At 68.3% G+C, this 24,242-nt stretch carries 24 protein-coding genes and 1 tRNA gene; 11 read left to right on the top strand and 14 right to left on the bottom strand.

Features of this window, described 5'->3' with window-relative positions:
* Positions 1–74 precede the first annotated feature (74 nt).
* Positions 75–1,250 (top strand): S1C family serine protease, encoded by a 1,176-nt coding sequence (locus ABIA35_RS02495; protein WP_370356353.1) that lies wholly within the window; start codon positions 75–77, stop codon positions 1,248–1,250.
* A 99-nt stretch (positions 1,251–1,349) separates the two neighbouring features.
* On the opposite strand, the gene ABIA35_RS02500 is transcribed toward ABIA35_RS02495, so the two are convergent.
* From ABIA35_RS02500 to ABIA35_RS02520, 5 genes are read right to left on the bottom strand one after another with little or no spacing between them, the layout of a single operon-like run.
* Positions 1,350–2,258: an aminoglycoside phosphotransferase family protein gene (locus ABIA35_RS02500; protein ID WP_370356355.1), complete on the bottom strand. Its 909-nt coding sequence runs from the start codon at positions 2,256–2,258 to the stop codon at positions 1,350–1,352.
* Positions 2,259–2,305: 47 nt separating this feature from the next.
* Positions 2,306–2,995 (bottom strand): Type 1 glutamine amidotransferase-like domain-containing protein, encoded by a 690-nt coding sequence (locus ABIA35_RS02505; RefSeq protein WP_370356357.1) that lies wholly within the window; start codon positions 2,993–2,995, stop codon positions 2,306–2,308.
* Positions 2,995–3,597, bottom strand: coding sequence for a helix-turn-helix domain-containing protein (locus ABIA35_RS02510; RefSeq protein WP_370356359.1), 603 nt, complete (start codon positions 3,595–3,597; stop codon positions 2,995–2,997). Before ABIA35_RS02510 ends, ABIA35_RS02505 begins: the two co-directional genes overlap by 1 nt.
* The gene (locus ABIA35_RS02515; protein ID WP_370343244.1) at positions 3,597–4,079 is read right to left on the bottom strand and encodes an ATP-binding protein; all 483 of its coding nucleotides are present in this window, start codon (positions 4,077–4,079) and stop codon (positions 3,597–3,599) included. The genes ABIA35_RS02510 and ABIA35_RS02515 overlap by 1 nt, the downstream gene beginning before the upstream one ends.
* Before the next feature lie 3 nt (positions 4,080–4,082).
* Positions 4,083–4,442 (bottom strand): hypothetical protein, encoded by a 360-nt coding sequence (locus ABIA35_RS02520; protein ID WP_370356361.1) that lies wholly within the window; start codon positions 4,440–4,442, stop codon positions 4,083–4,085.
* A gap of 222 nt (positions 4,443–4,664) precedes the next feature.
* On the opposite strand from ABIA35_RS02520, the gene ABIA35_RS02525 reads away from it, so the two are divergent.
* The 6 genes from ABIA35_RS02525 to ABIA35_RS02550 all read left to right on the top strand — a co-directional run bounded on the left by ABIA35_RS02525 (position 4,665) and on the right by ABIA35_RS02550 (position 8,693).
* Complete coding sequence (locus tag ABIA35_RS02525) at positions 4,665–5,399, top strand: GntR family transcriptional regulator (RefSeq protein ID WP_370356363.1); 735 nt, start codon at positions 4,665–4,667, stop codon at positions 5,397–5,399.
* A 290-nt stretch (positions 5,400–5,689) separates the two neighbouring features.
* A complete protein-coding gene (locus ABIA35_RS02530; protein ID WP_370343248.1) occupies positions 5,690–5,926 on the top strand; it encodes a hypothetical protein in 237 nt (78 codons plus the stop codon).
* Positions 5,927–6,052: 126 nt separating this feature from the next.
* Entirely contained in the window at positions 6,053–6,586 is a 534-nt protein-coding gene (locus ABIA35_RS02535) for a UTRA domain-containing protein (RefSeq protein ID WP_370356365.1), read from the top strand.
* A 1-nt stretch (position 6,587) separates the two neighbouring features.
* The gene (locus ABIA35_RS02540) at positions 6,588–7,292 is read left to right on the top strand and encodes a GntR family transcriptional regulator (protein WP_370356367.1); all 705 of its coding nucleotides are present in this window, start codon (positions 6,588–6,590) and stop codon (positions 7,290–7,292) included.
* Positions 7,293–7,393: 101 nt separating this feature from the next.
* Complete coding sequence (locus ABIA35_RS02545; protein ID WP_370343250.1) at positions 7,394–7,846, top strand: calmodulin-binding protein; 453 nt, start codon at positions 7,394–7,396, stop codon at positions 7,844–7,846.
* Positions 7,847–8,342: 496 nt separating this feature from the next.
* Positions 8,343–8,693 (top strand): hypothetical protein, encoded by a 351-nt coding sequence (locus tag ABIA35_RS02550; protein ID WP_370356369.1) that lies wholly within the window; start codon positions 8,343–8,345, stop codon positions 8,691–8,693.
* A gap of 107 nt (positions 8,694–8,800) precedes the next feature.
* Here ABIA35_RS02550 and ABIA35_RS02555 read toward each other — a convergent pair.
* The 9 genes from ABIA35_RS02555 to dnaA all read right to left on the bottom strand — a co-directional run bounded on the left by ABIA35_RS02555 (position 8,801) and on the right by dnaA (position 21,864).
* Positions 8,801–8,874: transfer RNA gene (locus ABIA35_RS02555), tRNA-Ile, on the bottom strand.
* A 69-nt stretch (positions 8,875–8,943) separates the two neighbouring features.
* The gene (locus ABIA35_RS02560; RefSeq protein ID WP_370340949.1) at positions 8,944–9,495 is read right to left on the bottom strand and encodes a DUF3566 domain-containing protein; all 552 of its coding nucleotides are present in this window, start codon (positions 9,493–9,495) and stop codon (positions 8,944–8,946) included.
* A 933-nt stretch (positions 9,496–10,428) separates the two neighbouring features.
* Positions 10,429–13,083 carry a DNA gyrase subunit A gene (gene gyrA, locus ABIA35_RS02565; RefSeq protein ID WP_370356647.1) on the bottom strand — a complete coding sequence of 885 codons (2,655 nt, stop codon included), beginning with the start codon at positions 13,081–13,083 and terminating at the stop codon, positions 10,429–10,431.
* A 91-nt stretch (positions 13,084–13,174) separates the two neighbouring features.
* The gene (gene gyrB, locus ABIA35_RS02570; RefSeq protein WP_370340950.1) at positions 13,175–15,163 is read right to left on the bottom strand and encodes a DNA topoisomerase (ATP-hydrolyzing) subunit B; all 1,989 of its coding nucleotides are present in this window, start codon (positions 15,161–15,163) and stop codon (positions 13,175–13,177) included.
* 470 nt (positions 15,164–15,633) lie between these two features.
* Complete coding sequence (locus ABIA35_RS02575) at positions 15,634–16,149, bottom strand: DUF721 domain-containing protein (RefSeq protein WP_370340951.1); 516 nt, start codon at positions 16,147–16,149, stop codon at positions 15,634–15,636.
* The gene (gene recF / locus ABIA35_RS02580) at positions 16,146–17,291 is read right to left on the bottom strand and encodes a DNA replication/repair protein RecF (protein ID WP_370356371.1); all 1,146 of its coding nucleotides are present in this window, start codon (positions 17,289–17,291) and stop codon (positions 16,146–16,148) included. The genes ABIA35_RS02575 and recF overlap by 4 nt, the downstream gene beginning before the upstream one ends.
* 8 nt (positions 17,292–17,299) lie before the next feature.
* Positions 17,300–18,178, bottom strand: coding sequence for a phosphogluconate dehydrogenase (NAD(+)-dependent, decarboxylating) (gnd, locus tag ABIA35_RS02585; RefSeq protein ID WP_370340953.1), 879 nt, complete (start codon positions 18,176–18,178; stop codon positions 17,300–17,302).
* An 85-nt stretch (positions 18,179–18,263) separates the two neighbouring features.
* Entirely contained in the window at positions 18,264–19,451 is a 1,188-nt protein-coding gene (gene dnaN, locus ABIA35_RS02590) for a DNA polymerase III subunit beta (RefSeq protein WP_370340954.1), read from the bottom strand.
* Between the two features lie 754 nt (positions 19,452–20,205).
* Positions 20,206–21,864 (bottom strand): chromosomal replication initiator protein DnaA, encoded by a 1,659-nt coding sequence (dnaA, locus tag ABIA35_RS02595; protein WP_370340955.1) that lies wholly within the window; start codon positions 21,862–21,864, stop codon positions 20,206–20,208.
* A gap of 473 nt (positions 21,865–22,337) precedes the next feature.
* Between dnaA and rpmH the strand changes: the two genes are divergently transcribed.
* Genes rpmH through yidC form a run of 4 tightly spaced genes read left to right on the top strand, consistent with a single transcriptional unit; the run spans position 22,338 to position 24,241 of the window.
* Positions 22,338–22,475, top strand: a complete 138-nt coding sequence (rpmH, locus tag ABIA35_RS02600) for a 50S ribosomal protein L34 (protein WP_015797593.1) — start codon at positions 22,338–22,340, stop codon at positions 22,473–22,475.
* A 28-nt stretch (positions 22,476–22,503) separates the two neighbouring features.
* On the top strand, positions 22,504–22,854 hold the full coding sequence (gene rnpA / locus ABIA35_RS02605; RefSeq protein WP_370340956.1) for a ribonuclease P protein component: 351 nt from the start codon (positions 22,504–22,506) through the stop codon (positions 22,852–22,854).
* Entirely contained in the window at positions 22,851–23,258 is a 408-nt protein-coding gene (yidD, locus tag ABIA35_RS02610) for a membrane protein insertion efficiency factor YidD (protein ID WP_370340957.1), read from the top strand. The genes rnpA and yidD overlap by 4 nt, the downstream gene beginning before the upstream one ends.
* On the top strand, positions 23,255–24,241 hold the full coding sequence (gene yidC / locus ABIA35_RS02615; RefSeq protein WP_370340958.1) for a membrane protein insertase YidC: 987 nt from the start codon (positions 23,255–23,257) through the stop codon (positions 24,239–24,241). Before yidD ends, yidC begins: the two co-directional genes overlap by 4 nt.
* Position 24,242 lies beyond the last annotated feature (1 nt).

A 24,242-nucleotide genomic window follows, 5' to 3' on the forward strand; every position in this document is an offset into this window, starting at 1 on the left:
GGCTTCACGGCTTTCTTCACCGATTCTCATGCTCTCGGCAAGGCACTCTCATCGTGCGCGGGCACGGTGGAGCCATGACCGGATTCGAGCACGACCCGTACCAGCCGGAGCAGCCCAGCACCGGCAACCCGCAGCCGTGGGGCCACCCGTCTTCCGGGCCGGTGTTCGGTCCGGCCCAGACTTCCCCTTCGGCCTCCTCCGACACCTCAGATTCCTCAGGCACTTCCACCCCTTCAGGCGCAGTGCCCCCGTACACCCCGATCACCTCGACAACGCCGGGGTACGGCACCCCGGGCGACGCCGGGGGTCCTGGCGGACCCGGCGGACCCGGCGGACCCGGCGGACCCGGATACCCGCCGTACCATCCGGCGTTCACCCCGGAGCCCCCGCAGCGGCCGAGGCGCAAGCGGCGGATGGGAGTGGCACTCATCGTCGCCGGCACCATCGCCGCCTCGGCCGCCGCGGGCGGCATCGCCGGGACCATCGCCTCGCACAACACCTCCTCGAACGCGACGTCCGTGGGCTCCCCGGTGAACAACACGGCCGTGAACACCCCGGTGAGCAACCAGACCGGGACCCCGACCACCACCGTCGGCCAGGTCGCCAAGGCCGCGCTGCCGACCGTGGTCCAGGTCTCGGTGGACTCCTACCAGGGCAAGTCCGTCGGCTCCGGCGTCATCCTGTCCTCCGACGGCCTGATCCTGACCAACAACCACGTGATCTCCGACGCCACGAACGGCAACGGCCAGATCACCATCACCTTCAACGATGGCAAGACCACCCAGGCCGCCATCGTCGGTGCCGACACCGGCAGCGACCTGGCGGTGATCAAGGCACAGAACGAGAGCGGCCTGCCCACCGCGAGCCTCGGCGACAGCGACAAGGTCCAGGTCGGCGACACGGTGATCGCCATCGGCTCCCCCGACGGCCTGCAGAGCACGGTGACCAGCGGCATCGTCAGCGCCCTGAACCGGCAGGTGACGGTCAGCAGCGAGAGCAGCAGCCGGTTCTCCGGCAGCGGCAGCCAGGTCACCTACAAGGCGATCCAGACCGACGCCAGCCTCAACCCCGGCAACAGCGGCGGCCCGCTGCTGAACGCGCAGGGCCAGGTCATCGGCATCAACTCGGCGATCTACTCGCCGACCAGCTCCTACAACGCCCAGGGCGGCAGCGTCGGCCTCGGGTTCTCCATCCCGATCAACCAGGTGAAGACCATGATCGGCAAGCTCGAAGCAGGCCAGATGAGCTAGCCGGCCACGGACGTCAGCGCCCCGGCAGGTGGCTCCGGGGCGCTGACCATGTCCGCGTGGTGGTCCCTTGCGTTCGCCCCCTGTGCTCGCCCGCCGTGTTCAGCCTTCCAGCACCCGATCGAGTGCCGCCCAGCCCAGGGGTCCCCAGTGCGGCTTGCCGCCGGGCCGGCCCCGATCTCCGTTCTGTCCCATGAGGATCAGGAAGAGGCTCTTCAGAGCGGCCAGCCCGCGGGCGCGCCGGATCGCAACCTCGTCCGCTCCCGCGTACATGTCGAAGAACCGCGAAGCCATGCCTGCGGGGAGCAGCACCCACGCGGCAGCGAGGTCCCAGGCCGGATCGCCGGCGGCTACGTCGCCGAAGTCGACCACCCCCGAGAGCGTCCCGTCCGAGACGACGACGTTCGCGGGATGAAGGTCGCCGTGTACCCACACCGACGGACCCGCCCAAGCGTCGGCCTCGACGGCGTCCTTCCAGACCGCCCGGATCGCTCCGGCGTCGGCGGCCCCTTCGTCAAGATCAACAGCCCCCATGAAGTGCTCGAAACCATCAGTGCAGTCCCTGGGATGGAAACCGCGGTCCACCGAGATCGGCGCCTCGGCGGGCGCCTCCACATGAAGCGCGCGGAGGAAGCCCGCCAGCATGTCGGCCGCGTGAGCACCGCGGCTGATCGAGGCGAGGTCCAGCGGCTCGCCGTCCACCCACGTCATCACCGTCCAGTGCTTGGGGAAACGCTCGGACGGTTCGCCGAACCGCACCGGAGTCGGCACCGCCAACGGCAGGCGCGGCGCCAGCACGGGAAGCCACCGCCGCTCCTTGAGCTGGAGCGCCGGAGTCCGGTCCATGCGCTGCATGCGCACGGCGAGTTCGTCCCCCAGACGCCACATCTGGTTGCCCCAGCCGCCGGCCACCTCGCGGATGCTCAGCTCCGCGAGGTCTGGATGCTGCTCCCGCAACAGGTCTCGGACCAGGTCTGCGGTGATCTCGATCTCGCCGGCGGTGTCGGTCATGCGAAGCCACTGTACTGAGCTGCTCTCCGCAGAGCAGCTCGATACGTTCAGCAGCGCAGCTCGATGCTTTCGCCCGGCTTCACGCTCAGGGCCTCAGTCCCGTCTGCTCGGAAAATCCACACCGGTTCATAGCCGACGGCGGTCAGCCGGCCATCGGTGACCACCGCCCCGGCGCGATCGTGCAGGGCCACGGCAGGCTTCTGATTCTGGCGCACCCAGTCCCGAACCAGTGGCGCATCCTCAGGCCAATGGTGGACGAACACCCCGTGCCCCGCGATCCGGTCGAGGCCCCGGGTATCGGTGGTGTCATAAGGATCCGGGTCCAGATGCGCGATGGTCGAGATGTCCGCGCCCAGCAACGCCGCGCCGGCGCTGGTCCCGTACACCGCGCCACCGTCGTCGATGAAGGCCTGCAACGCCGACTCCATTCCGGTGCGCCGCACGACATCGAGCAGGCGGAAGGTGTTGCCGCCGCCGATGTGGACGCCGCTGTAGCCGGGAAGACGTCGCCCGAGCCCGCTGCCCGTACCGTCCCAGACGTCGATCTCGGCGACGCCGAACGGACCGAGCACGCCGGAAAGCCAGTCCAGGCAATCGGTGTAGGCGGTTTCGGCCGGATCCACGGCGACCGGCCAGTACGACAGCCGCCCGGAGCCGAGCGCCGCCGCGAAAGCGAAATCCAGGAGCGCCGTGTCGGCGACACCGCCTCCGCCCGAGAGGAAGATCGAGCCGGCCATCAGCGGGCCTCCCCTGGTGTCCGATCCACACGACCGAGCGTAGAAGCCTTGATCATCGGCGAGCAAGGCGGGCACGGCGCGCCGGACGAGGGGCGCCGGACGCGCCGAGGGTTGTCGGGGACGGCCAGGACATCCAGCGAGTAGCCGAGTTTCTGCGCCCAGATCACGTGCGCGATCGGCCGCGGCGGCACCCGGACCAGTTCCCAGCGCTGGATCGAGTCCCGGCTGACGCCCACCAGGGCGCCGAGTTCCCCCTGGGCCATCCCCAAGGCCAGGCGGCGGTTGCGCAGCGGCACCGCCAACCGCCGCCGCTCGAAGATCTCGAAGGTCTCCCCGGGCCGCTGGCGCACCGGGCCTATGCGCAGTTCGCCGTCCCGGCCGATGATCACCAGCCGCCGGCCGAGCTCGTGCGACCACTGGATCAGGTGCCCCAGCGTCGGTTCTATCGCCCCGGTCTCCCATTCGGAGATGGCACGGCCCCGAACCGGCATGCCGACGGCGAGCGCGTTCTGGGAGAGCCCGGCGTCCAGGCGGGCGGACCGCAGGCCGCCGACGATCCGCGCGAAGGCGCGCTCCGCCGTGTAGTCAACGTGCAGCGCCATCAACACGCCCACTCGTCCGTCGTCATGCCGACCTTTCTTTTCGCACTTGCTTGACGGGGGAGCCCGACGGACGGTCCGTCGGTGCCGGATATCGCCGTGACCTCCTCGAACGTGATCTCGGCCCACACCGAGCGGGCATGCTCGTCGCCCTCGACACCCCACCGGGCCGACAGCATGGCGACGATGGTCAGGCCCCGCCCGGCCTCGTCGTGGTCGTCGGCGGCGCAGACCGAGGGCGTGGTGGGCCCGCCCTGGTCGTCGACCCACACCCGGCACCGGTTGCCGTACCGGGCCAGCCGCAGGACGAACTCCCCTCCGGGCGCGCCGCTGGCCGTGTGCTTGATGGCGTTGCCGGCCAACTCGTCGGCGACCAGCGCCGCGATGTGCGCCGCGTCGGACCCGCCGAGCACGGCGTAGACAAAGCGGCGCGCCTCCAGGAGGCACTCGGGCCGACCGGCGAACTCCCTGGACCAGACCTCCATGGCTCACCCACCGCCCTTGGGCGGCTGGCTGTTCCACCGGCACCGGATCAGCGTCTCGGTGTGCTCGGAGACCTGGAGCGCGGCCTGGCGCGGATTGCTCCCGGTCTCGTGCATGATCAGGCAGGCCAACGCGGTCTGCAGGCCCCGGTGATACCCGTGCCACTCGCTCAGGTCGCGGCGCGCCTCCCGGCCGGACGGGAAGTACTCGCCGGCGTCGAAGGTCAGCGTCGCCGCCAGCCCCAGCAAGGCCAGATAGCTGGTGGTGAAGCCGGCGGACAGCAACCGGCGCTGGAACCCCGCCTCGGCCTCGGTCACCGCGATGTCGAACATCGCCGGAACCTGGCCGATCTCGAATCGAGGCACCTTCAGTCTCCTTTCGGCGGAACGTGCCCTGCGATCTCGTAACGCGCCGTCAGCTTCTGATCGCGGAGGCGCACCTCAGGTTACTGACTTCCCAGTATTGCTACAAGGATTTCCGGCTATTTGCCACCTCCCACCCACGAACGCCGCATACCGGCCTCGTGCTGCTACTGTGTCGCTGAGGTCGCACGGAAGGGATTCGATGGAAGTAGGGGCCTGCGACACATGAAGCGCATCGACGACCGTCCGAGGCACGCACAGATCGCCGCGGACCTGCGCGCGAAGATCCTCTCCGGCGACATCACCGGCACGCTCCCGACGTTCAAGCTGCTGAAGGACCTGTACAACACCTCCACCAACACCGCCCAGCGGGCCGTGGCGCTGCTCAAGGCGGAGGGCTTCGTCGAGGGCCAGCAGGGCAAAGCCCTGATCATCCGCTCCGACCGCATCCGCATCACCGACGCGGCCTCCCAGCTCCAGCCGCCGGCGGACACCATCACCTACCAGGTCCTGCACATCGGCCAGGAACGCCCGCCGACAGACGCGGCGGCGAAGCTGGGCCTGGCCGAGAACCAGACCGCGCTGCTGCGCAAACGCCTGATGCTCCGCGACGACGACCCGGTCGAGATCGAGTGGTCGTACTACCCCGAATCAGTGGTCACCGGCACCGCCCTGGACAGGCCGCCGCACCAGATCCAGCGCGACCTGGCCACGGCGCCCACCGCCCTGGCCGCCCTGGGCTGGCAGCAGCACGGCCTCATCGACGAGATCCAGGTCCGCGAACCCACGACCGAGGAACTGCAGACCCTCGAGCTGCCGGACGAGATCCCGGTCATGCGCACCCTGCGCACCATCACCGACGCCGAGGGAACGGTCCTCGAGGTGACAGTGATGATCACCAGCGGGCATCTGTACGGCGTCCGCTACCACCAGACGCTCACCCCGCAGGAACCGGCGTAGTCACGAACCGGCATAGTTCGGCGTACCTTGCGGGCTCGGCCAGCAAAGTACTACGAATCCAGTAGCCTCGCCGTCCACGATGCCCCGACTCGGGCCGACGTCGCAGGCAATGCCGGGTGTATGGGCCGAAATAACCAGATATTCATCATGTCGAGTGAACCGCCTCGCCGGGCCCACATAAACCCGACGAGGCGGCGTCATGACTAGCTGCGTATCTGGCCGCCACCCTGTCGGCGGCCGGCACCGCTGCCGCCGCCACCGGCGGAGACCACCTGAACCGCGGCGACACGATGTACGCGGGCGACAACATCCACAACCCGGCCGGCGCGAAGCTCACCTTCCAGAGCGACGGCAACCTCGTCGAGTACCGCGCCGACGGCCACGTCTGCTGGGCCTCCAACACCAACGGCAAGGGCGGCGTCCGCGTGACGTACCAGAACGACGGCAACTTCGTGATGTACGCCAGCACCGACGACTCCCGTCCGGTCTGGGTGGGCTACTACCAGCTGACCGGCGCATGTGAGTAGCGCCGAAGCCCGCTAAGAACCAGCGCGGCAAGCCAAAGCAAGCACAGCCTCGGATCACGACGGTCCGGGGCTGTACTGCTGCTGCTAGCGTGAGGCGTGCGCTGAGGCGTCCAGGGAAGGAAAACGATGGCGCCAGGCATCGACGACACCGCGTCCTATCTCATGCCGGGCAGCGGGGACACCTGGGCACAGGCCGTAGCAGCCGCCGGCGGACGCGGCACGCAGAGACTCCGGTCGGCAGGCCCCGTCAACCCGCCGGATTGGGTTGCGGAATCGCTCGACACACCGCCGGCGAAGAGCGTCATCGCGAGGCGCCGCACCATGTACCTCAACGATCGGCCTGTCGAGCTGACGGACTCGTACTACCCGCTCGCAGTCGCCGCGGACACCGCACTCGAACGCCCGGGCCGCATCCCCGGCGGCGCGATCACCCTGCTCGCAGAGCTCGGTTACACGGCCCATCACGCGGACGAAGCGGTCGACCTCGATGCCCGACCGACCGCGGATGAGGCCACGCTCCTGAGCATCGCCCGAGACGCACACGTGGTCCGCATCCGCAGAGTCGTGAGGACAGCGGCCGGCGCACCCTTCGAAGCAATGGAGATCGTCATGATCCCCGCAGGCCGCGTCCTCCACCACCGAGCCCTGGTCGAGACCTGATATGCAGCGCACCGACGGCCGCCCCCGACACGCCCAGATCGCCGCGGACCTGCGCGCGAAGATCCTCTCGGGAGACCTCACCGAGAAGCTGCCGCCCTTCAAACGCCTCGTGGCGATGTACGACACGGCATGGAACACAGCGCAGCGCGCAGTAGCCCTGCTCAAAGCCGAAGGCTTCGTAGTCGGCCACCAAGGCAAGGCCCTGCTCATCAGAGCCAAACGCATCGAGATCATCGACGCGGCCCCATACCTCGAACCGGCAGCCACCCGCGTCACCTACAAGATGCTCCACGTAGGCCGCGAACGCCCACCCACGGACGCCGCCCGCAAACTGGGCCTGACCGACGACGAAACCGCGGTCCTGCGCAAACGCCTGACCCTGCGCGACGGCGACCCCCTCGAGCTGTCGTGGTCCTACTACCCCACCGCCATAGCGGCCGGCACACCTCTGGAAAGCCCGGCACGAATCCGCGGCGGTGCCCCGGCAATCCTCGCCAGCCTGGGCTTCCACCAGCACGAGTTCGTCGACGAGATCCACGTCCGCCAGCCCACGACCGCGGAACTCGAAACACTGGAACTCCCGCCCGGAGTCCCGGTCATGCGCACACTGCGCACGATCACCGACCGGGAGGGCACCGTGGTCGAGGTCACCGTCATAGTGAAAGGCGGGCACCTGTACGGGATGCGCTACCGGCGGACTCTGTGACTCACGCCGACTAATCCGCCCGACACCACGCGATGAAGATCATTTTTGGCCACCGATCAACTACGGTGCGTGTGTAAAGCCCATCTGACGAGGGGAAAAGCATGCAACGCACTGTCAAAGCCACCATCGGCGCGCTCGCAGCCACCGCGATGATCGCACTGACCTCCACACCGGCGAACGCCACCGCCACCGCACACGCCAAGGCCAACGACGCGGCCTACTTCGTCATGACCGACGTCACCCACGAGCAGTTCGTGGTGAGGCTGGACAACCCCGCGGACATCGAACACGCACGAGAACTGCTGTCGGGCGAGACCACCGACCGGCCGCACGTCATCGGGCGCATCAAGCCCGACACGGCTCCGTACAACCCTCGCTGGAGCTACCACCTCAAGCCGGAGACCATCGGATTCTTCGATGCCGCCACCGAGGTCTGCGACGCCACGATCCCCTACGTCGAGGAGCACCTCGACGAGGCCGGCGGCGCCTTCCTCCCCGGCTACGTCTGGTGCGACTGGTCTTCACGCCTGGTCCGGGAAATCCCGGCGCGATAGTCGAGGGCCGACTGAGGGCCGAAAACCCGACAGCCTCGGATCTGTACAGATCCGAGGCTGCTCAGGTGTGAACACATACTTCGAACCATGAGAAGGCAACGCAACGACAATAACGACGGCGGGATCATCGAAACGGTCGACGACGTCGGCCCTTCCGTTGGAGGGTCCATCTGGAGCGGCTGGACACACTCGATGAGCACGACCGAGCGATCCTCACCGAGGATGCAAGAGCCCGAGGGATGACACTGCTCGAGCTGGTCAGCTGGGTGTGCACCATGCCCACGTCGGAATCCAGGGTAGCCGCTGATCTCTCGCACACCCTGGCCACGCTCCGGAACCTGGTCTCCGCGCTGCTCGGGATGGCTGAGGTAACGACAGTCACCCACCCTCCAACGCATAGCAGTCGACCGGATCGGGATCCTGCCCGTTTGGCCGCATCCTGAGCTTGATCAAAGGGCTTATTTCACCCTGCTCCGAACACAGGCACTATAAGCGGGTGAATCCATATGGCGAGAACCCGGGTAAGCCGAAACGCACCTGGACACCCTTAGTATTGGCCACACAAATACTGGCCTGGGTCGTCAACGGCGGCCTGGGCCTTCTCTGGTTGTTCGCGCTCGCGGCCACCGACTGCGGCGGGACGTCCGGCCGGCCATACGTCTGTGACGCACACGTTGGCACTCGCATCGGCGCGGGCGGCGGCGTCATGGCTGGTTCGCTGGCGCTCGCCGTCCTGGCCATCCGTCTGCCAGTCCGACCGCAGCCATGGCGGGCGCTGGCGCTGGTTGCATCCCTTGTGCTCAGTGTCATCGCGCTGCTGATCTTCTGGCTGCATTCCCTGCCGTGACGTCTGCCCGGTGCCCGACTGGGTGACCCTCAGCCATTGAGGGTCGGACTGAGGGTCAAAAACGAAACAGCCTCGGACCTTTACAGATCCGAGGCTGTTCACCGGGGTGGGCCTAGGTGGACTTGAACCACCGACCTCCGCCTTATCAGGGCGGCGCGCTAACCAACTGTGCCATAGGCCCCGGTTGGTAACGTCGAGAAGCTTACCCCACCGGGGGCGGTGCCCCAAAACCGCTTAGTGGGGGGGTGCTTCAGGAGGCGGTGTCGTCGGCGAGGGTGACCTCTATGCCGCCGACGAGGGATGAGCACATGTTGTAGAGGTAGGCGGCCAGGGTGGCCAGGGCTGTGAACAGGACGATGTTCACCACGCTCACCAGGGCCGTGAAGCTCATCACCTTGCCGAAGGACAGGACCGAGGTCAGGGTGACGCTGTTGGGCTGGTTGGCGGGGGCCACGGAGGCCAGGGTGCGGTTGATCGAGTCGAAGACGCCGAGGGCGTTCAGGGCCGACCACAGGAGGGCCGCGGCTACCACCGAGACGACTGCGAAGGCGATCGAGAGGACGAATGTCGTCTTCATCACCGACCAGGGGTCGACCTTCGCCACGCGCAGGCGGGCCTTGCGGCCGCGCGGGGCGGCGCCGGGGGCCTGGGCCTGCTGCTGGTAGCGGGGCTGGCCCGAGGGGGAGCCGGCGGCCGGGTTGGTCGGGTTGCCCGGGCGCACGGCCCAGCCGCCTCCGGCCTGCTGGCGGGTGCCCGCCTGGCCTTGAGCGGAGTCCGATTGCTGATACGCCACAGTGCCCATGGTAGGGGCTTCCTTGCGTCTTGCCCCGGTACGACGGCCTCCGCCGCTGGAAAGCCGCCCGGCCAGACCAGACAGGCCGGCCGTGATCGCGGTGGCCGCGCCCGACACGGCCGCGCTCGCGCTGGCGGCGGCACCGGCCGCGGCGGCGCCGCGGGTCCCGGGCGCGCCGGGAACGCTGGGAGCGCCGGGAACGCCTGGACCAGCAGCGGGACCTGAGGCAGGACCGACGCCAGGACCAGCACCGGGAGCAGCATTGGGGCCAGCAGCGTAGGCAGGAGCGAGGGCGGGGCCGGGGCCCGTCATGCCCGGAGCACCGTGAGAGGGAGCGCCATGAGCACCGGGCACGCCCTGGGCCATCGGAGCGGCGTGCGCGCCATGAGCACCCTGGCCCTGTCCGGCCTGGGGCGCCGGGCCGCCGGGCATGCCGGGGCCGCCATGACCAGGGGCATAACCAGGCGCGCGCCCACCCTGCGGCGGCCCGTAACCGGGCGGCGGCTGGTTCGGCGGCTGGTTCGGCGGCGGCGCCTGCCGGTGCGCACCGGGCGGCACGGCGTCGGGAACGGAAGCGGCGCCGGGGCCGGCCCCGTAAGCGCGGGGCCCGCCACCGACGCCGTCGGGGTCGGTTCCGAGGCCGGGATCGGTCGTCGTCTCGCTACTCACCCGGCCAAGCTACCGTTCTCATGCTCATAGGTCTCCCCGGCCCCGCAATTTTCCGTAGCTCGGACCATATGTTCGATGGACCTCAACGCTGCACCGTGCACATAGCCGGACACGTAGCGGAATCGGTCCCAGGTCCAGGGCCCTGCGGCACACCGCCGAACGGGGGTCACCCGTCTGCGCATCGGTGAAGCGCCGCCACCGCCGAAAACCAAACGGCGGCACCGGTGCCTCGCACCGATGCCGCCGCCTCGCGTTCTGCCAGGCCTCAGGCGATCACTCCTCGCCGGAGCCCTCCGAACCGTCCGAGTCCGAGTCCGAGTCGGCGTCGGCGTCGGCGACCGCGTCCACGTCCGAGTCCGCCGCCTCGCCGGCGCCCTCAGAACCCTCAACGCCCGCAGCACCCACAGCGCCGTTCTCCGAACCCTCGGCCACCGCGCCCGCGGCCACCGCCTCGCCCGACTCCTCGCCCAGCTCGTCCTCGACCTCGCCCGGGTCGCCGTTGCGCGCGATCGCGAGCACCGTGTCGCCCTTGCTCAGGTTGATCACCCGCACGCCCATGGTGTCCCGCGACGTCGGCCGCACCTCGGACACCCGCGTCCGGATCACGCCGCCGGACAGCGTGATCGCCATGACCTCGTCGCCCTCGTCCACGACCGAGGCGCCGACCAGGCCGCCGCGCTCGTCAACCGTCTTGGCCGCGATCACGCCCAGGCCGCCGCGGCCGCGCAGCGGGAACATGTCCACCGCGGTCCGCTTGCCGTAGCCGCCGGAGGTGGCCGTGAACAGGAACGTGTCCGGCCGGACCACGTCCATCGACAGCAGCACGTCGTCCTCGCGGAAGCGCATGCCGATCACGCCCGAGGTGGCCCGGCCCATCGGCCGCAGCGCCTCGTCGGTCGCCGTGAAGCGCAGACCCTGCGCCTGCTTGGAGACCAGCAGCAGGTCGTCCTCCGGGGAGACCAGCTCGGCGGCGATCAGCTCGTCGTCCTCGCGCAGGTTGATGGCGATGACGCCGGCCGAGCGCGGCGAGTCGTAGTCCTTCAGCGGGGTCTTCTTGATCAGGCCGTTCTTGGTGGCCAGCACCAGGTACGGCGCCTGCTCGTAGTCCCGCAGGTCCAGCACCTGGGCGATCTTCTCGTCCGGCAGGAACGCCAGCAGGTTCGCCACGTGCTGGCCGCGCGCGTCGCGGGCCGTGTCCGGCAGCTCGTGCGCCTTCGCCCGGTACACCCGGCCCTTGTTCGTGAAGAACAGCAGCCAGTGGTGCGTGGTGGTGACGAAGAAGTGGTCGACGATGTCGTCCTGCTTCAGCTGCGCGCCCTTGACGCCCTTGCCGCCGCGCTTCTGCGAGCGGTACAGGTCGGTCCTGGTCCGCCGGGTGTAGCCGCCGCGGGTGATCGTGACGACCACGTCCTCCTCGGGGATCAGGTCCTCGATGGACATGTCGCCCTCGTAGGGCACCAGCTGCGAGCGGCGGTCGTCGCCGTACTTGTCGGCGATCGCCTGCAGCTCCTCGGAGACGATCCGCCGCTGCCGCTCCGGCGACTCCAGGATCGCGGTGTAGTCCGCGATCTTGGCCATCAGCTCGTTGTGCTCGGCCTCGATCCGCTGCCGCTCCAGGGCGGCCAGCCGGCGCAGCTGCATCTCCAGGATCGCGTTGGCCTGGACCTCGTCGATGGTCAGCAGCTCGATCAGGCCGCTGCGCGCCTCGTCGACCGTGGGGGAGCGGCGGATCAGCGCCACCACCTCGTCGATCGCGTCCAGCGCCTTGAGCAGGCCGACCAGGATGTGCGCGCGCTCCTGCGCCTTGCGCAGACGGAAACGCGTGCGGCGCACGATCACGTCGATCTGGTGCGTGACCCAGTGCCGGATGAAGGCGTCCAGCGACAGCGTGCGCGGCACGTCGTCGACCAGCGCCAGCATGTTCGCGCCGAAGGAGTCCTGCAGCTGCGTGTGCTTGTACAGGTTGTTCAGCACGACCTTGGCGACCGCGTCCCGCTTCAGGACGATCACCAGACGCTGTCCGGTCCGCGAGGAGGACTCGTCGCGCACGTCGGCGATGCCGGCGACCTTGCCGTCCTTCACCAGCTCGGCGATCTTCAACGCCAGGTTGTCCGGGTTCACCTGGTAGGGCAGCTCGGTGACCACCAGGCACATCCGCCCGTTGATCTCCTCGGTGTTCACCACCGCGCGCATGGTGATGGAGCCGCGGCCGGTCCGGTAGGCGTCCTCGATGCCGCGCCGGCCGACGATCAGCGCCCCGGTCGGGAAGTCCGGGCCCTTGATGCGCTCGATGAGCGCTTCGAGCAGCTCCTCGTTGGTCGCCTCGGGGTTCTGCAGGAACCACTGGACGCCGTCGTTGACCTCGCGCAGGTTGTGGCTCGGGATGTTGGTCGCCATGCCGACCGCGATGCCGGTCGAGCCGTTCACCAACAGGTTGGGGAAACGCGCGGGCAGCACGACCGGCTCGGAGGAGCGGCCGTCGTAGTTGGGGCGGAAGTCGACGGTCTCCTCGTCGATGTCCCGCACCATCTCCATGGCCAACGGCGCCATCTTGCACTCGGTGTAGCGCATGGCCGCGGCCGGGTCGTTGCCCGGGGAGCCGAAGTTGCCGTTGCCGTCGACCAGCACCATCCGCAGCGACCAGGGCTGCGCCAGACGGACCAGGGTGTCGTAGATCGGGGAGTCGCCGTGCGGGTGGTAGATACCCATGACCTCGCCGACGACGCGGGCGCACTTGTAGTAGCCCTTTTCCGGGCGGTAGCCGCCGTCGTACATCGCGTACAGCACGCGGCGGTGCACCGGCTTCAGGCCGTCGCGGACGTCCGGCAGCGCGCGGCCGACGATCACGCTCATCGCGTAGTCGAGGTACGAGCGCTGCATCTCTGTCTGGAGGTCGACCGGGTCGATCCGGTCGTGTTCCTGCGGCATCTCGTCCACAGTCTCCGTGCTCAAATCTCAATCCTCGCTGTAAAGGAGAGGTGGTGCTCTCGTCAGGTTTGTTCGTGGACGGGTCGCGGACTCAGATGTCCAGGAACCTGACGTCCTTCGCGTTGCGCTGGATGAAGTTGCGGCGGGCCTCGACGTCCTCGCCCATCAGGACCGAGAACAGGTCGTCGGCCTGGGCCGCGTCGTCGAGGGTGACCTGGCGCAGGATGCGGTGCTCGCGGTCCATGGTGGTGATCCGCAGCTCCTCGGCGTTCATCTCGCCCAGGCCCTTGAAGCGCTGGACGGTCTCGTCCTTCATCCGCTTGCCGCCGCCGACGCCGGCCTCGATGAGCTGGTCGCGCTCGCGGTCGGAGTAGGCGTAGTGGAAGTCGTTGTTCGTCCACTTCACCTTGTACAGCGGCGGCGCTGCCAGGTACACGTGCCCGGCCTCGACCAGCGGCTTCATGAACCGGAACAGCAGCGTGAGAAGCAGGGTGTTGATGTGCGCGCCGTCGACGTCGGCGTCGGCCATCAGGATGATCTTGTGGTAGCGCAGCCGGCTGATGTCGAAGTCGTCGTGCACCCCGGTGCCCAGCGCCGAGATCAGCGCCTGCACCTCGGTGTTCTGCAGCACCTTGTCGATGCGCGCCTTCTCCACGTTCAGGATCTTGCCGCGGATCGGCAGGATGGCCTGGGTCATCGGGTCGCGCCCGGAGCGGGCCGAACCGCCGGCGGAGTCACCCTCGACGATGAAGATCTCGGTCTTCGTCGGGTCGTTGGACTGGCAGTCGGACAGCTTGCCCGGCAGCGAGGAGGACTCAAGCAGACCCTTGCGGCGGGTCAGCTCACGAGCCTTGCGCGCGGCCATGCGCGCGGTGGAGGCCTGGATCGTCTTGCGGATGACCTCGCGGGCCTCGTTCGGGTTCTCCTCCAGCCACTCGCCGAGCTTCTCGTAGACCAGGCGCTGCACGAACGTCTTGGCCTCGGGGTTGCCCAGCTTGTCCTTGGTCTGGCCCTCGAACTGCGGCTCGGAGAGCTTCACCGACACGATGGTCGTCAGACCCTCGCGGATGTCCTCGCCGGCGAGGTTCTCGTCCTTCTCCTTGAGCAGCTTCTGATCGCGCGCGTACTTGTTGATCAGCGTCGTCAGTGCCGCGCGGAAGCCCTCCTCATGAGTCCCGCCGCCGTGGGTGTTGATGTTGTTGGCGAAGGTGTAGATCGACTCGGAGTACTGGCTGTTCCACTGCAGCGCGATCTCGGCCGCCAGGGTGCGGTCCTTGTCCTCGCCCTCGAAGTCGATGACGTTCGGGTGGACCGGCTCGCCCTTGCGGGAGTTGATGTGCCGCACGAAGTCGGCGATGCCGCCCTCGGCGTGGTACTTCACCGAGCGCTGCTCGCCGTTCTCGTCGAGGAACTCCGGACGCTCGTCGGTCAGCGAGATCGTCAGGCCCTTGTTGAGGAAGGCCATCTCCTGGAACCGGCGCGAGAGCGTCTCGAAGGAGTAGACCGTGGTCTCGAAGATGTCGACATCGGCCCAGAAGACGGTCGAGGTGCCGGTGTCCTCGGCCGGGCCGCCCTTGCACACCTCGGACTCGGGCACGCCGTGCTTGTACACCTGGTTCCAGACGAAACCGTCGGTGTGCACCTCGACCTCGACCCGGGTGGACAGCGCGTTCACGACGGAGACGCCGACGCCGTGCAGACCGCCGGAGACCTTGTAGCCGCCGTCGCCGAACTTGCCGCCGGCGTGCAGGATCGTCATCACGACTTCCAGCGCGGACTTGCCGGTCTTGGTGTTGATGCCGACCGGGATGCCGCGGCCGTTGTCCACGACCTTCACGCCGCCGTCGGCCAGCAGCCTGACCTCGATGGTGTCGGCGTAGCCGGCCATCGCCTCGTCCACCGAGTTGTCCACGATCTCGTACACCAGGTGGTGCAGACCGCGTTCGCCGGTGGAGCCGATGTACATGCCCGGCCGCTTCCGGACGGCTTCCAACCCCTCCAGAACGCTGATGGAGTCGGCGTTGTAGGTGCCATCGGAGCTTGGGGTGGTGTTGTCCCCGGTCGGTTCTACGTCCGCCACGGCGCGCTGGCCCTTTCTCAAAACACGACCCGGGCCTCGGAGCGCGCCGTCGGAGGAACCCACCGGACAGTCGCGGCCCGACGCGAGCCGCGAAGGGGAAGACTTACAGGCTTTATTCTACCCTGCCCGGCTGACCAAAGTGGCCCTCCTACGGCCCTGTGAGGCCGCGAGAGACATTTTTTGCCCGTCTTTGAAGTCCCCCCATACGAGGCGCCCTGCACGCGGCTCACGACAGCGTCCTGCACGATCTGAGGATGCGAGAGGGTGATTGTCACAGATATGGACGTTTATCGTCCGCGTCGGCGGGGCCGATCCAGGCCTGTTGAGCAGGCGATCGTCGCAGATGAGACGCCGGAGGGCCGCAGCGGCCGCCGAGACCGCCCCAGGCGCGGGCCGGCGGCACGGGGCGAACCTATTCGCCGCCGGTCGTGCCGAACAAGGTCAAAAGACAGGGAACGGGCGAGATCGCCTCAGCGTCCGCCGGGGCCGACCACTTTCAGGGTCGCGATGGCGCCGGCGGCATCGCGGCCGCCGTGGGCCGCGCGGGAGGTCCCCAGTTCGGCGTTCAGTTTCGCCAGCAGCTGCGGGGCCATCATCCGCAGTTCGGTGGCCCAGGCCGCGGAATCGGTGCGGACGGTGAGGACACCGTCGTGGAACTCCTCCGGCCGGCAGTGCGCCGAGATGTGGCTGCCCACGATCTCGCCCCAGCGGCCCATGACGCCGCCGACCGCGGCCGGCACACTCCAGCCGCGGTCCGCGATCATCCTGGGGATCGCCGAGGACAGCAGCTGCGGATCGCGTTCGTCCGGGCCGGATCCCGAGCGCTGACCCGAGTTGGTGTTACGCCGGCGGTTGCCGCTCCACCCCGCGCCGTTGTCCCGGCCCCGGGCGCGGGCCGCGGCCAGCGCGGCGCGGGCCAGGTCGACGCCCGAGCCCTCGGCGCCACCGTCTGTGCCGCCACCGTTGTCCACAGGCTGTGGATTCACGCCTCACCCACCTGACCGTCGGCCACCCGGAACTTCTGCCCGATCAGCTGCTCGGGGACGTCGGCCTCCACCGCCGCGGTGATGAGCACCTGGTCGGCGCCGGAGACGCGCTCGGCCAGCCGGCGGCGGCGCTTGGCGTCGAGTTCGGCGAAGACGTCGTCCAGGATCAGGACCGGCTCACCGCCGTCGGACCCGTCCGAGCGCAGCAGGTCGTACGCGGCCAAACGTAATGCCAGCGCGTACGACCAGGATTCGCCGTGGCTGGCGTAGCCGCGGGCCGGCATGTGTTCTCCGGAGGCCGAGGTCAGCTCCAGCAGCATTTCGTCGCGGTGCGGGCCGACCAGGGTGATGCCGCGGTCCAATTCGTTAGCGCGAGCCTCGCCCAGAGCGGTCATGAACTGTTCCGTGAGGACGGCGACAGCCGGATCGGGCTCCGGGGAGATCGTCGAGCGGTAGCCGATGCGGGTCGCGCCCCCCTCGGCGATCTCGACGTAACACTTGTCCACAAGGGGGGACAAGGTCGAGATCAGATTCAGTCGCGCGGCGACCAGTTCGGCCCCGGCCAGCGCCAGGTGGTGGTCCCAGGCGTCGAGCGTGGACATGTTGGGGCCGGAGGTCTTGTTACGCCGGGCCATCGCGGCCGTGCGCAGCAAAGTGTTCCGCTGCTTCAGGACCCTGTCGTAATCGGCGCGGACGCCGGCGTACCGGGGCCAGCGCGCGACGAGCAGTTCGTCCAGGAACCGCCGCCGCTCTCCGGGGTCGCCCTTCACCAGCGCCAGATCCTCCGGCGCGAACAGCACGGTCCGCAGCACCCCGAGGACCTCGCGCGGCCGCGAGACCGGATTGCGGTTGAGCCGGGCCCGGTTCGCCCCGCCCGGGTTCAGCTCGATTTCCACAAGCTGTGTACGGCCTTCGCGCTCCACGTTCGCGCGCACTATGGCGCGCGGTGCGCCGAAGCGCACGAGCGGCTGGTCGGTGGCCACGCGGTGGCTGTCGAGGGTGGCGATGTAGCCGATCGCCTCGACCAGGTTGGTCTTCCCCTGCCCGTTGGGGCCGACGAACGCGGTGACGCCTCCCCCGAGCGCGATCTCGAGGGAGGCGTACGAGCGGAAGTCCGCCAGCGACAGATGCGTGACCCGCAATGGGTGTCCTAACTCTCCTTCTGCACGGCGTGTCCGCCGAACTGATTGCGCAGCGCCGCGACCGCCTTCATCTGCGGCGAGTCCTCCTGGCGCGAGGTGAAGCGCGCGTACAGCGAGGCGGTGATCGCCGGGGTCGGCACGGCCATGTCGATACCGGCCTCCACGGTCCAGCGGCCCTCGCCGGAGTCGTCGGCGTAGCCGCGGATGCCCGCCAGGTGCTCGTCGTCGTCCAGGGCGCGGACCAGCAGGTCCAGCAGCCAGGAGCGGATGACGGTGCCCTCCTGCCAGGAGCGGAAGACCTCGCGCACGTTGGTCACCTGCGGGGCGGCCTCCAGCAGCTCCCAGCCCTCGGCGAAGGACTGCATCATGCCGTACTCGATGCCGTTGTGGACCATCTTGGAGAAGTGGCCCGCCCCGACCGCGCCGGCGTGCACGAAGCCGCTGTCGCCCTCGGGCTTGAGCGCGTCGAAGACCGGCTGCACGCGGGCGATGTCGGCCTCGTCGCCGCCGACCATCAGGGCGTAGCCGTTCTGCAGGCCCCAGACACCGCCGGAGACGCCCGCGTCGACGAAGCCGACGCCCTTGGTCTTCAGCAGTTCGGCGTGCTTGATGTCCTCGGTCCAGCGCGAGTTGCCGCCGTCGATCACCAGGTCGCCGGTGTGCAGCAGGTCGGCCAGCTCGTTCACCGTGGCGTCGGTGGCATCGCCGGCCGGGACCATGATCCAGATCACCCGCGGCGCGGCCAGCGTCTGGACCAGCTCCTTCAGCGAGCCGACGTCGGCCAGCTTGGGGTCGCGGTCGTAGCCGACAACGGTGTGTCCGGCGCGGCGGATGCGCTCACGCATGTTGCCGCCCATCTTGCCCAGGCCGACAAGACCGATCTCCATGGTCTTCCCTCTGTTTCTTCCGTCACCTTCACCTGATCGTGTCAGAACCGACCTTACGGGGCCTGAGAGGCGATCGCTTTCCGGGTCAGCCCGCGGACTGACCGGGGACACGCAGCGGCATCATCAGGTAACGGAATTCCTCCTGCGCCGGGGCGTCCAGCGCCGGGCGGCCCATGAGGACCGCGGGCTTGGAGGCCACCGTGAACGACAGCTGCGCGTACTGGGTGTCGATCACCTGCAGGCCGTCGAGCAGGAAGGCGGGGTTGAACGAGACGGAGATGTCCTCGCCGTCCAGGACCGCGTCCATGGCCTCGGAGGCCTGCGCCTCGTCGCCCGCGCCGGCCTCCAGGGTCACCTCGCCCTGGGTGAAGGCCAGCTTGATCGGCGAGGTCCGGTCGGCCACCAGGGACACGCGCTTGGCGGCCTCCAGGAACGGCCCGGTCTCGACGGTCGCGGTGATGTTGTACTCGTTCGGGAACAGCGAGCGGTACTTCACGAACTCGCCGGACAGCAGCCGGGAGGTCATCCGCCGGGAGCCCTTGGCCCCGCTGGAGGCGCCGTCACCGGACTCGAAGCCGATCAGGCCCTCGCCGGCATCGCCCGAGGACAGCGCCAGGGAGACCCAGTCGCCCCCGGTGAGCGCCTTGGCGGTGTCCGACAGGACCTTGGAGGGGATCAGGGCGGTCGCGGTCATGTCGTCCTGCTCCGGCTTCCACTGGAGCTCGCGCACGGCCAGCCGGAACCGGTCGGTGGCCACCAGGGTGATCTTCTCGCCCTCGATCTCCACGCGGATGCCGGTGAGCATCGGGATGGTGTCGTCGCGCCCGGCGGCGATGGCCACCTGGGAGACCGCGCCGGCCAGGCCCGAGGCGGTGACCGCGCCGGTGGCGGTCGGCATGGTCGGCAGCGCCGGGTAGTCCTCGACCGGGAGCGTCTGCAGCGTGAAGCGGCTGGATCCACAGCTGAGGAGAACCTTCGAGCCCTCGGTGGAGAACTCCACGGGGCGGTTCGGCAGCGACTTGGCGATGTCGGCGAGCAGCTTGCCGTGGATCAGGATCCGGCCCGGCTCGGTGACGTCGGCGGTGATCTGGGCCCGCGAGGAGACCTCGTAGTCGAACCCGGACAGGGTGACCGAGCCGCTGTCCCCTCCATCGCCTTCCGCGGCCTCGAAGACCAGGCCGGCCAGGACCGGGGCGGCCGGACGGCTGGGCAGGGACCGCGCAGTCCATGCCACGGCCTCGGAAAGGACGTCGCGCTCCACCCGGAACTTCACCGGACACCGCCTCCTGCTTGCTTGCTCGCTGCTCGTCGGAACCAGCGTCCCATCATGCCGTCTGCGACCCACAGGCTGTGAATCGGCGGTGCGTGTTGAGAGGTTCCAGTGTGCCTGAAACGAGCTTGGGCAGGAGTGGAAACGGCGACAACGGGGGAGGGAGTGTCAGAGGGCCCTGAAAGAGTGAATCCGTCTTCGCTGCGGTGGGACGTCCGACGAGTGGTCCGCAAGTTTTCCACAGATGTGGGCCGAGACGATTCAAATCGGCCGAGTTAGCTATCTGTAGTCGTAGTAGTAGTAGGGGCTGTGGATACTGTGGATAACCGGTCTTAGGGCAGCTCAGACCTATTTTGTTAGTCCACATTGCTTGTGTGTTCAACTGTGGAAAACAAATCATCTCTGGGGATAACTCGCTGGTATCCACACGTCCACTCAGTTACGCACAGCGTTGTCCACAGGTTATCCCCAGTTTTCCACGGACTTGTCCCCAGGCTGCGGCGATCGTGGGTTCTGCCATGTGGGTGACATGTCGAACCTGCCGAACATCGTGCGTCCGGACCTCTCGTCCCGTCATCTCCTTAGCGACATAGAGCTTTGAAGCGGACATGCAGGACATTAGTCGACAAGGAGCTATGAAAGGTGGGAGGCACGGGTTTTCTCGATCTTCGGCGTGTCGCGCCCGGCGTGGCCGGCCCATGACACAAAGGGCCGCCACGCGCTGCGGCGTGACGGCCCTCGGGGGACGAACTGCTGGTCAGCCCGACTGTTTGATGCGGTTGGTGAGTTCGGTGACCTGGTTGAAGATGGCGCGGCGCTCCGGCAGCAGCGAGCGGATCTTGCGGTCGGCGTGCATGACCGTGGTGTGGTCGCGGCCGCCGAAAGCCTGCCCGATCTTCGGCAGTGACAGGTCGGTGAGCTCCCGGCACAAATACATGGCGATCTGCCGCGCGGTCACCAGGATGCGACTGCGGGAAGTCCCACAGAGATCCTCCATGGTGATGCCGAAGTACATCGCGGTCTGCACCATGATCGTCGAGACCGTGATCTCCGGACCCGCCGCGTCCGGCATCAGGTTCTTCAGGACGTCCTCGGCCAGCGACAAGTCGACAGGGGCCCGGTTCAGCGAGGCGTACGCCGTGACCCGGATCAGCGCGCCCTCGAGTTCGCGGATGTTGGTGGAGATCTTGGAGGCGATGAACTCCAGGACCTCCGGCGGCGCGTTCAGGCCCTCCTGCTGCGCCTTCTTGCGCAGGATCGCGATCCGGGTCTCGAGCTCGGGCGGCTGGATGTCGGTGATCAGGCCCCATTCGAAGCGGGACCGCAGCCGGTCCTCCAGGGTGTTCAGCTGCTTGGGGGGCCGGTCGCTGGAGATGACGATCTGCTTGGAGGCGTTGTGGAGGGTGTTGAAGGTGTGGAAGAACTCCTCCTGCGTGCCCTCCTTGTTCTCCAGGAACTGGATGTCGTCGACCATCAGGATGTCGACGTCGCGGTAGCGCTTGCGCAGGTGGTTGCCGGCGCCGTCGCGGATCGCGTTGATGAAGTCGTTGGTGAACTCCTCGGTGGACACGTAGCGCACGCGGGTGCCCGGGTACAGGTTGCGCGCGTAGTGGCCGATCGCGTGGAGCAGGTGCGTCTTGCCCAGGCCGGAGTCGCCGTAGATGAACAGCGGGTTGTATGCCTTGGCCGGGGCCTCGGCGACGGCGACCGCCGCGGCGTGGGCGAACCGGTTGCTGGAGCCGATGACGAACGTCTCGAAGACGTACTTCTCGTTGAGTTTGGCCTGCTGGGCCTTGGCGCCGTCGTCGGGCATCGAGGAGCGCGCACCGGGACTGCCGGTGGACAACGACAGGGTGGCCGCTATCGGGTCGCTCTCCTCGGGCGGCGGCTCGGAGATGCGCGGCGGGGGCAGGGCCACGCCGCCGGCCGAGGGCCGGGGCAGTTCGGTGGTGAAGGCCGGCTCGCTGTGGAAAGCCTGCGGGACGGCCTGCTCGGCGCCGGATAGGGGCGCCGGCGGCGGGGTCCAGTGCGCCGGGGGCGGCGCGAGCTGCTGGATGACCGGGGCGGCCGGCGGGACCGGGCTGGGTGTCGAGGCCGGGGCGGGAGTGTTCTCCATCGCCTTGTCGACGAACAGGCTGAACTTGATGTCCGGACCGAACATCGCGGCCAGATGGGTGGTGAGCATCGGCTCGAGCCGCTGCTCCAGATAGTTCTTGGAGAAGTCGTCCGGCACGGCCAGCACGATTGTGTCGCCGATCACCGTCCGGGCCTCCGGGATCATGAGGAAGGCCTGCTCGCTCTTGGTCAGGGAGCTGTCCGACTCGACGCGGGCGCGGAAGTGCGGCCACAGCGCCGTCGCCTCGCCGGGCGCGGCCGGCGGGTGCGGGACCGGGGTGTAGCCTTGCGGGTCGGACACGGCCTGCGGCTCCATTCTGTGCTCTGGCCCCTGCGGGACCGGCGGGCCGGCATCACGTTTCCCACAGGCTTTCCACAGGTCGTACGCAGAAGCTGTGTACAGCTGTGGATAAGGCCGGGCGCGGCTGTGTCGGTCGTCGTATCTGTCGTTTTCACTGGTCCGGCGCTTGTCGGAGCGGCGCGGACCTCACAGAATGCCGCTCCTGGACCGCCGGGGCGGTCCGGCCGACGCTAGCGGGTGGCCCCGGTTATCCACAAGTACGGTGGTCCTGTGGATAATAGTGCTCAGGAGTACGCTCTCGGCCTGGTCCACCTCGGGTTTGACCCTTCCGGGTGGCGCCACGTACCGTAAGCAGGTCGAGAAGTCGATTGCCGATGCCGCGCGTCCGCGCGTGAGAGCCGTTAGCGCACTTCACAGACAGACCCGAGCATTGACGCCGCCCTGAAGGGCGCCAACTACAAGCGGAGCCCCCAGTGAGCAAGCGCACCTTCCAGCCGAACAACCGCCGCCGCGCCAAGACCCACGGCTTCCGTCTGCGCATGCGGACCCGTGCCGGCCGCGCGATCCTGGCCAACCGCCGTGCCAAGGGCCGTAGCGAGCTGTCGGCCTGAGCCGCGGCTCGAACCCTTCCGACCCGCCGTGCTCTCCTCCGCGCACCGCATGCGGAGGGCGGCGGACTTCGGTGCGGCCGTACGCGGTGGCCGGCGAGCCGGCCGGACCACGCTGGTCGTGCACCTGGCAGTCCCGTCTGACCCGCCGCCCGCGACCGAGGCCGCCGTGCTGGCGGGCTTCGTCGTGAGCAAGGCCGTGGGCCCGGCCGTGGTGCGGACCGCCGTCAAGCGGCGGCTGCGGCACCTGGTCCGGACCCGGTTGGACCTGCTGCCGCCGGGCTCGCGCCTGGTGGTGCGGGCACTGCCGGCGGCGGCCGGCGCGGATTCGGCCACCCTTGGCGCCGACCTGGACTCGGCCCTGCGGAAGCTGTTGCGATGAAGTACGTGTTGATGGGCCTGATCCGGCTCTACCAGATCATCTTGAGCCCGGTCGTGAACTGGCGCGGCCCGGTGTGCAAGTTCGAGCCTTCGTGCTCCCACTACGGCTACGAGGCCGTGAAGACGCACGGGGCGATCAAGGGCGGCGGCATGACCGTGTGGCGGGTGCTGCGCTGCAACCCGTGGAGCTCGGGCGGATACGATCCAGTCAAGCCCAAGGAGCCCAGGCGGTCCGGGGGCGGCGAAAAAGATCACGAGGCGCGGAACCTCTCGGTGACCGAGACGAGTTCCCCTGGTGAAGACTCACAGACTTCCGACCGGACTGACATGGTCGGTTTGCCAACCAAGCCGGCCCGCCCCGCGGTCCGGCCCGACCTGATGTCCAGCCGAGGAGCGCGATCGTGATCGACACAATCCTCTCCCCGATCATCTGGGCCACCAGCTTCGTGATGATGCTGTGGCACCGGGCGTTCGGGGCGATTTTCGGCAGCGATTCCTCGGCGTCCTGGGTGCTGGCGATCCTCTTTCTGACGATCACCATCCGCGCGGCGATGATCCCGCTGTTCCGCAAGCAGATCAAGTCGATGCAGAACATGCAGCGACTCCAGCCCCAGATCCAGGCGCTGCAGAAGAAGTACAAGCTCGACAAGCAGAAGCTTCAGCAGGAGATGATGAAGCTGTACAAGGACAACGGGACCTCCCCGTTCGCCTCGTGCATGCCGATCCTGCTGCAGACGCCGTTCTTCATGGGTCTGTACCGGGTGCTCAGCCACGCCGCCTCCGGCAACGCGGTCGGTGCGCTGACGACGTCGGACGCCTACAGCATCCAACACGCGAACTTCCTCGGTGCGCCGCTGTCGCTGAGCTTCCTGCACCACACGCCGGCGCAGATGGCCGCGGTCGGCATCACCTCGGTGACCAACCTGCAGATCGTCGCGATCGTCATGGCGATCATCTATGCCACGTCGCAGTTCCTGACGCAGCGCATGATGATGGCCAAGAACACCAATCTGGACAACAGCGTCCCGAACCCGATGATGCAGAGCCAGAAGATCATGCTCTACGTCATGCCGTTCGGCATGCTGTTCTTCAGCCTGAACGTCCAGATCGGTGTCGTGCTCTACCTGATGACCACGAACGTGTGGACGATCGGCCAGCAGTTCTACACTCTGCGCAACTCCCCGATGCCCGGCAGCCAGGCGGAGAAGGAGATGTTCGCCCGCCGCAAGGCCAAGGAGGAGCGCAAGCGCGAGGAGCTCGTCGCGAAGGACCCCGAGGCCGCCAAGGAACTGGCCGCCGCCAACGGATCCGCCTCCCAGGACAAGGTGCCGGTCTCCAGGCAGCGCCAACAGCCGGTCCGCACCACTCGTAGCAAGCGCAAGAAGTAGA

The sequence above is a fragment of the Catenulispora sp. MAP12-49 genome, from assembly GCF_041262705.1.
Taxonomy (GTDB): Bacteria; Actinomycetota; Actinomycetes; order Streptomycetales; family Catenulisporaceae; genus Catenulispora.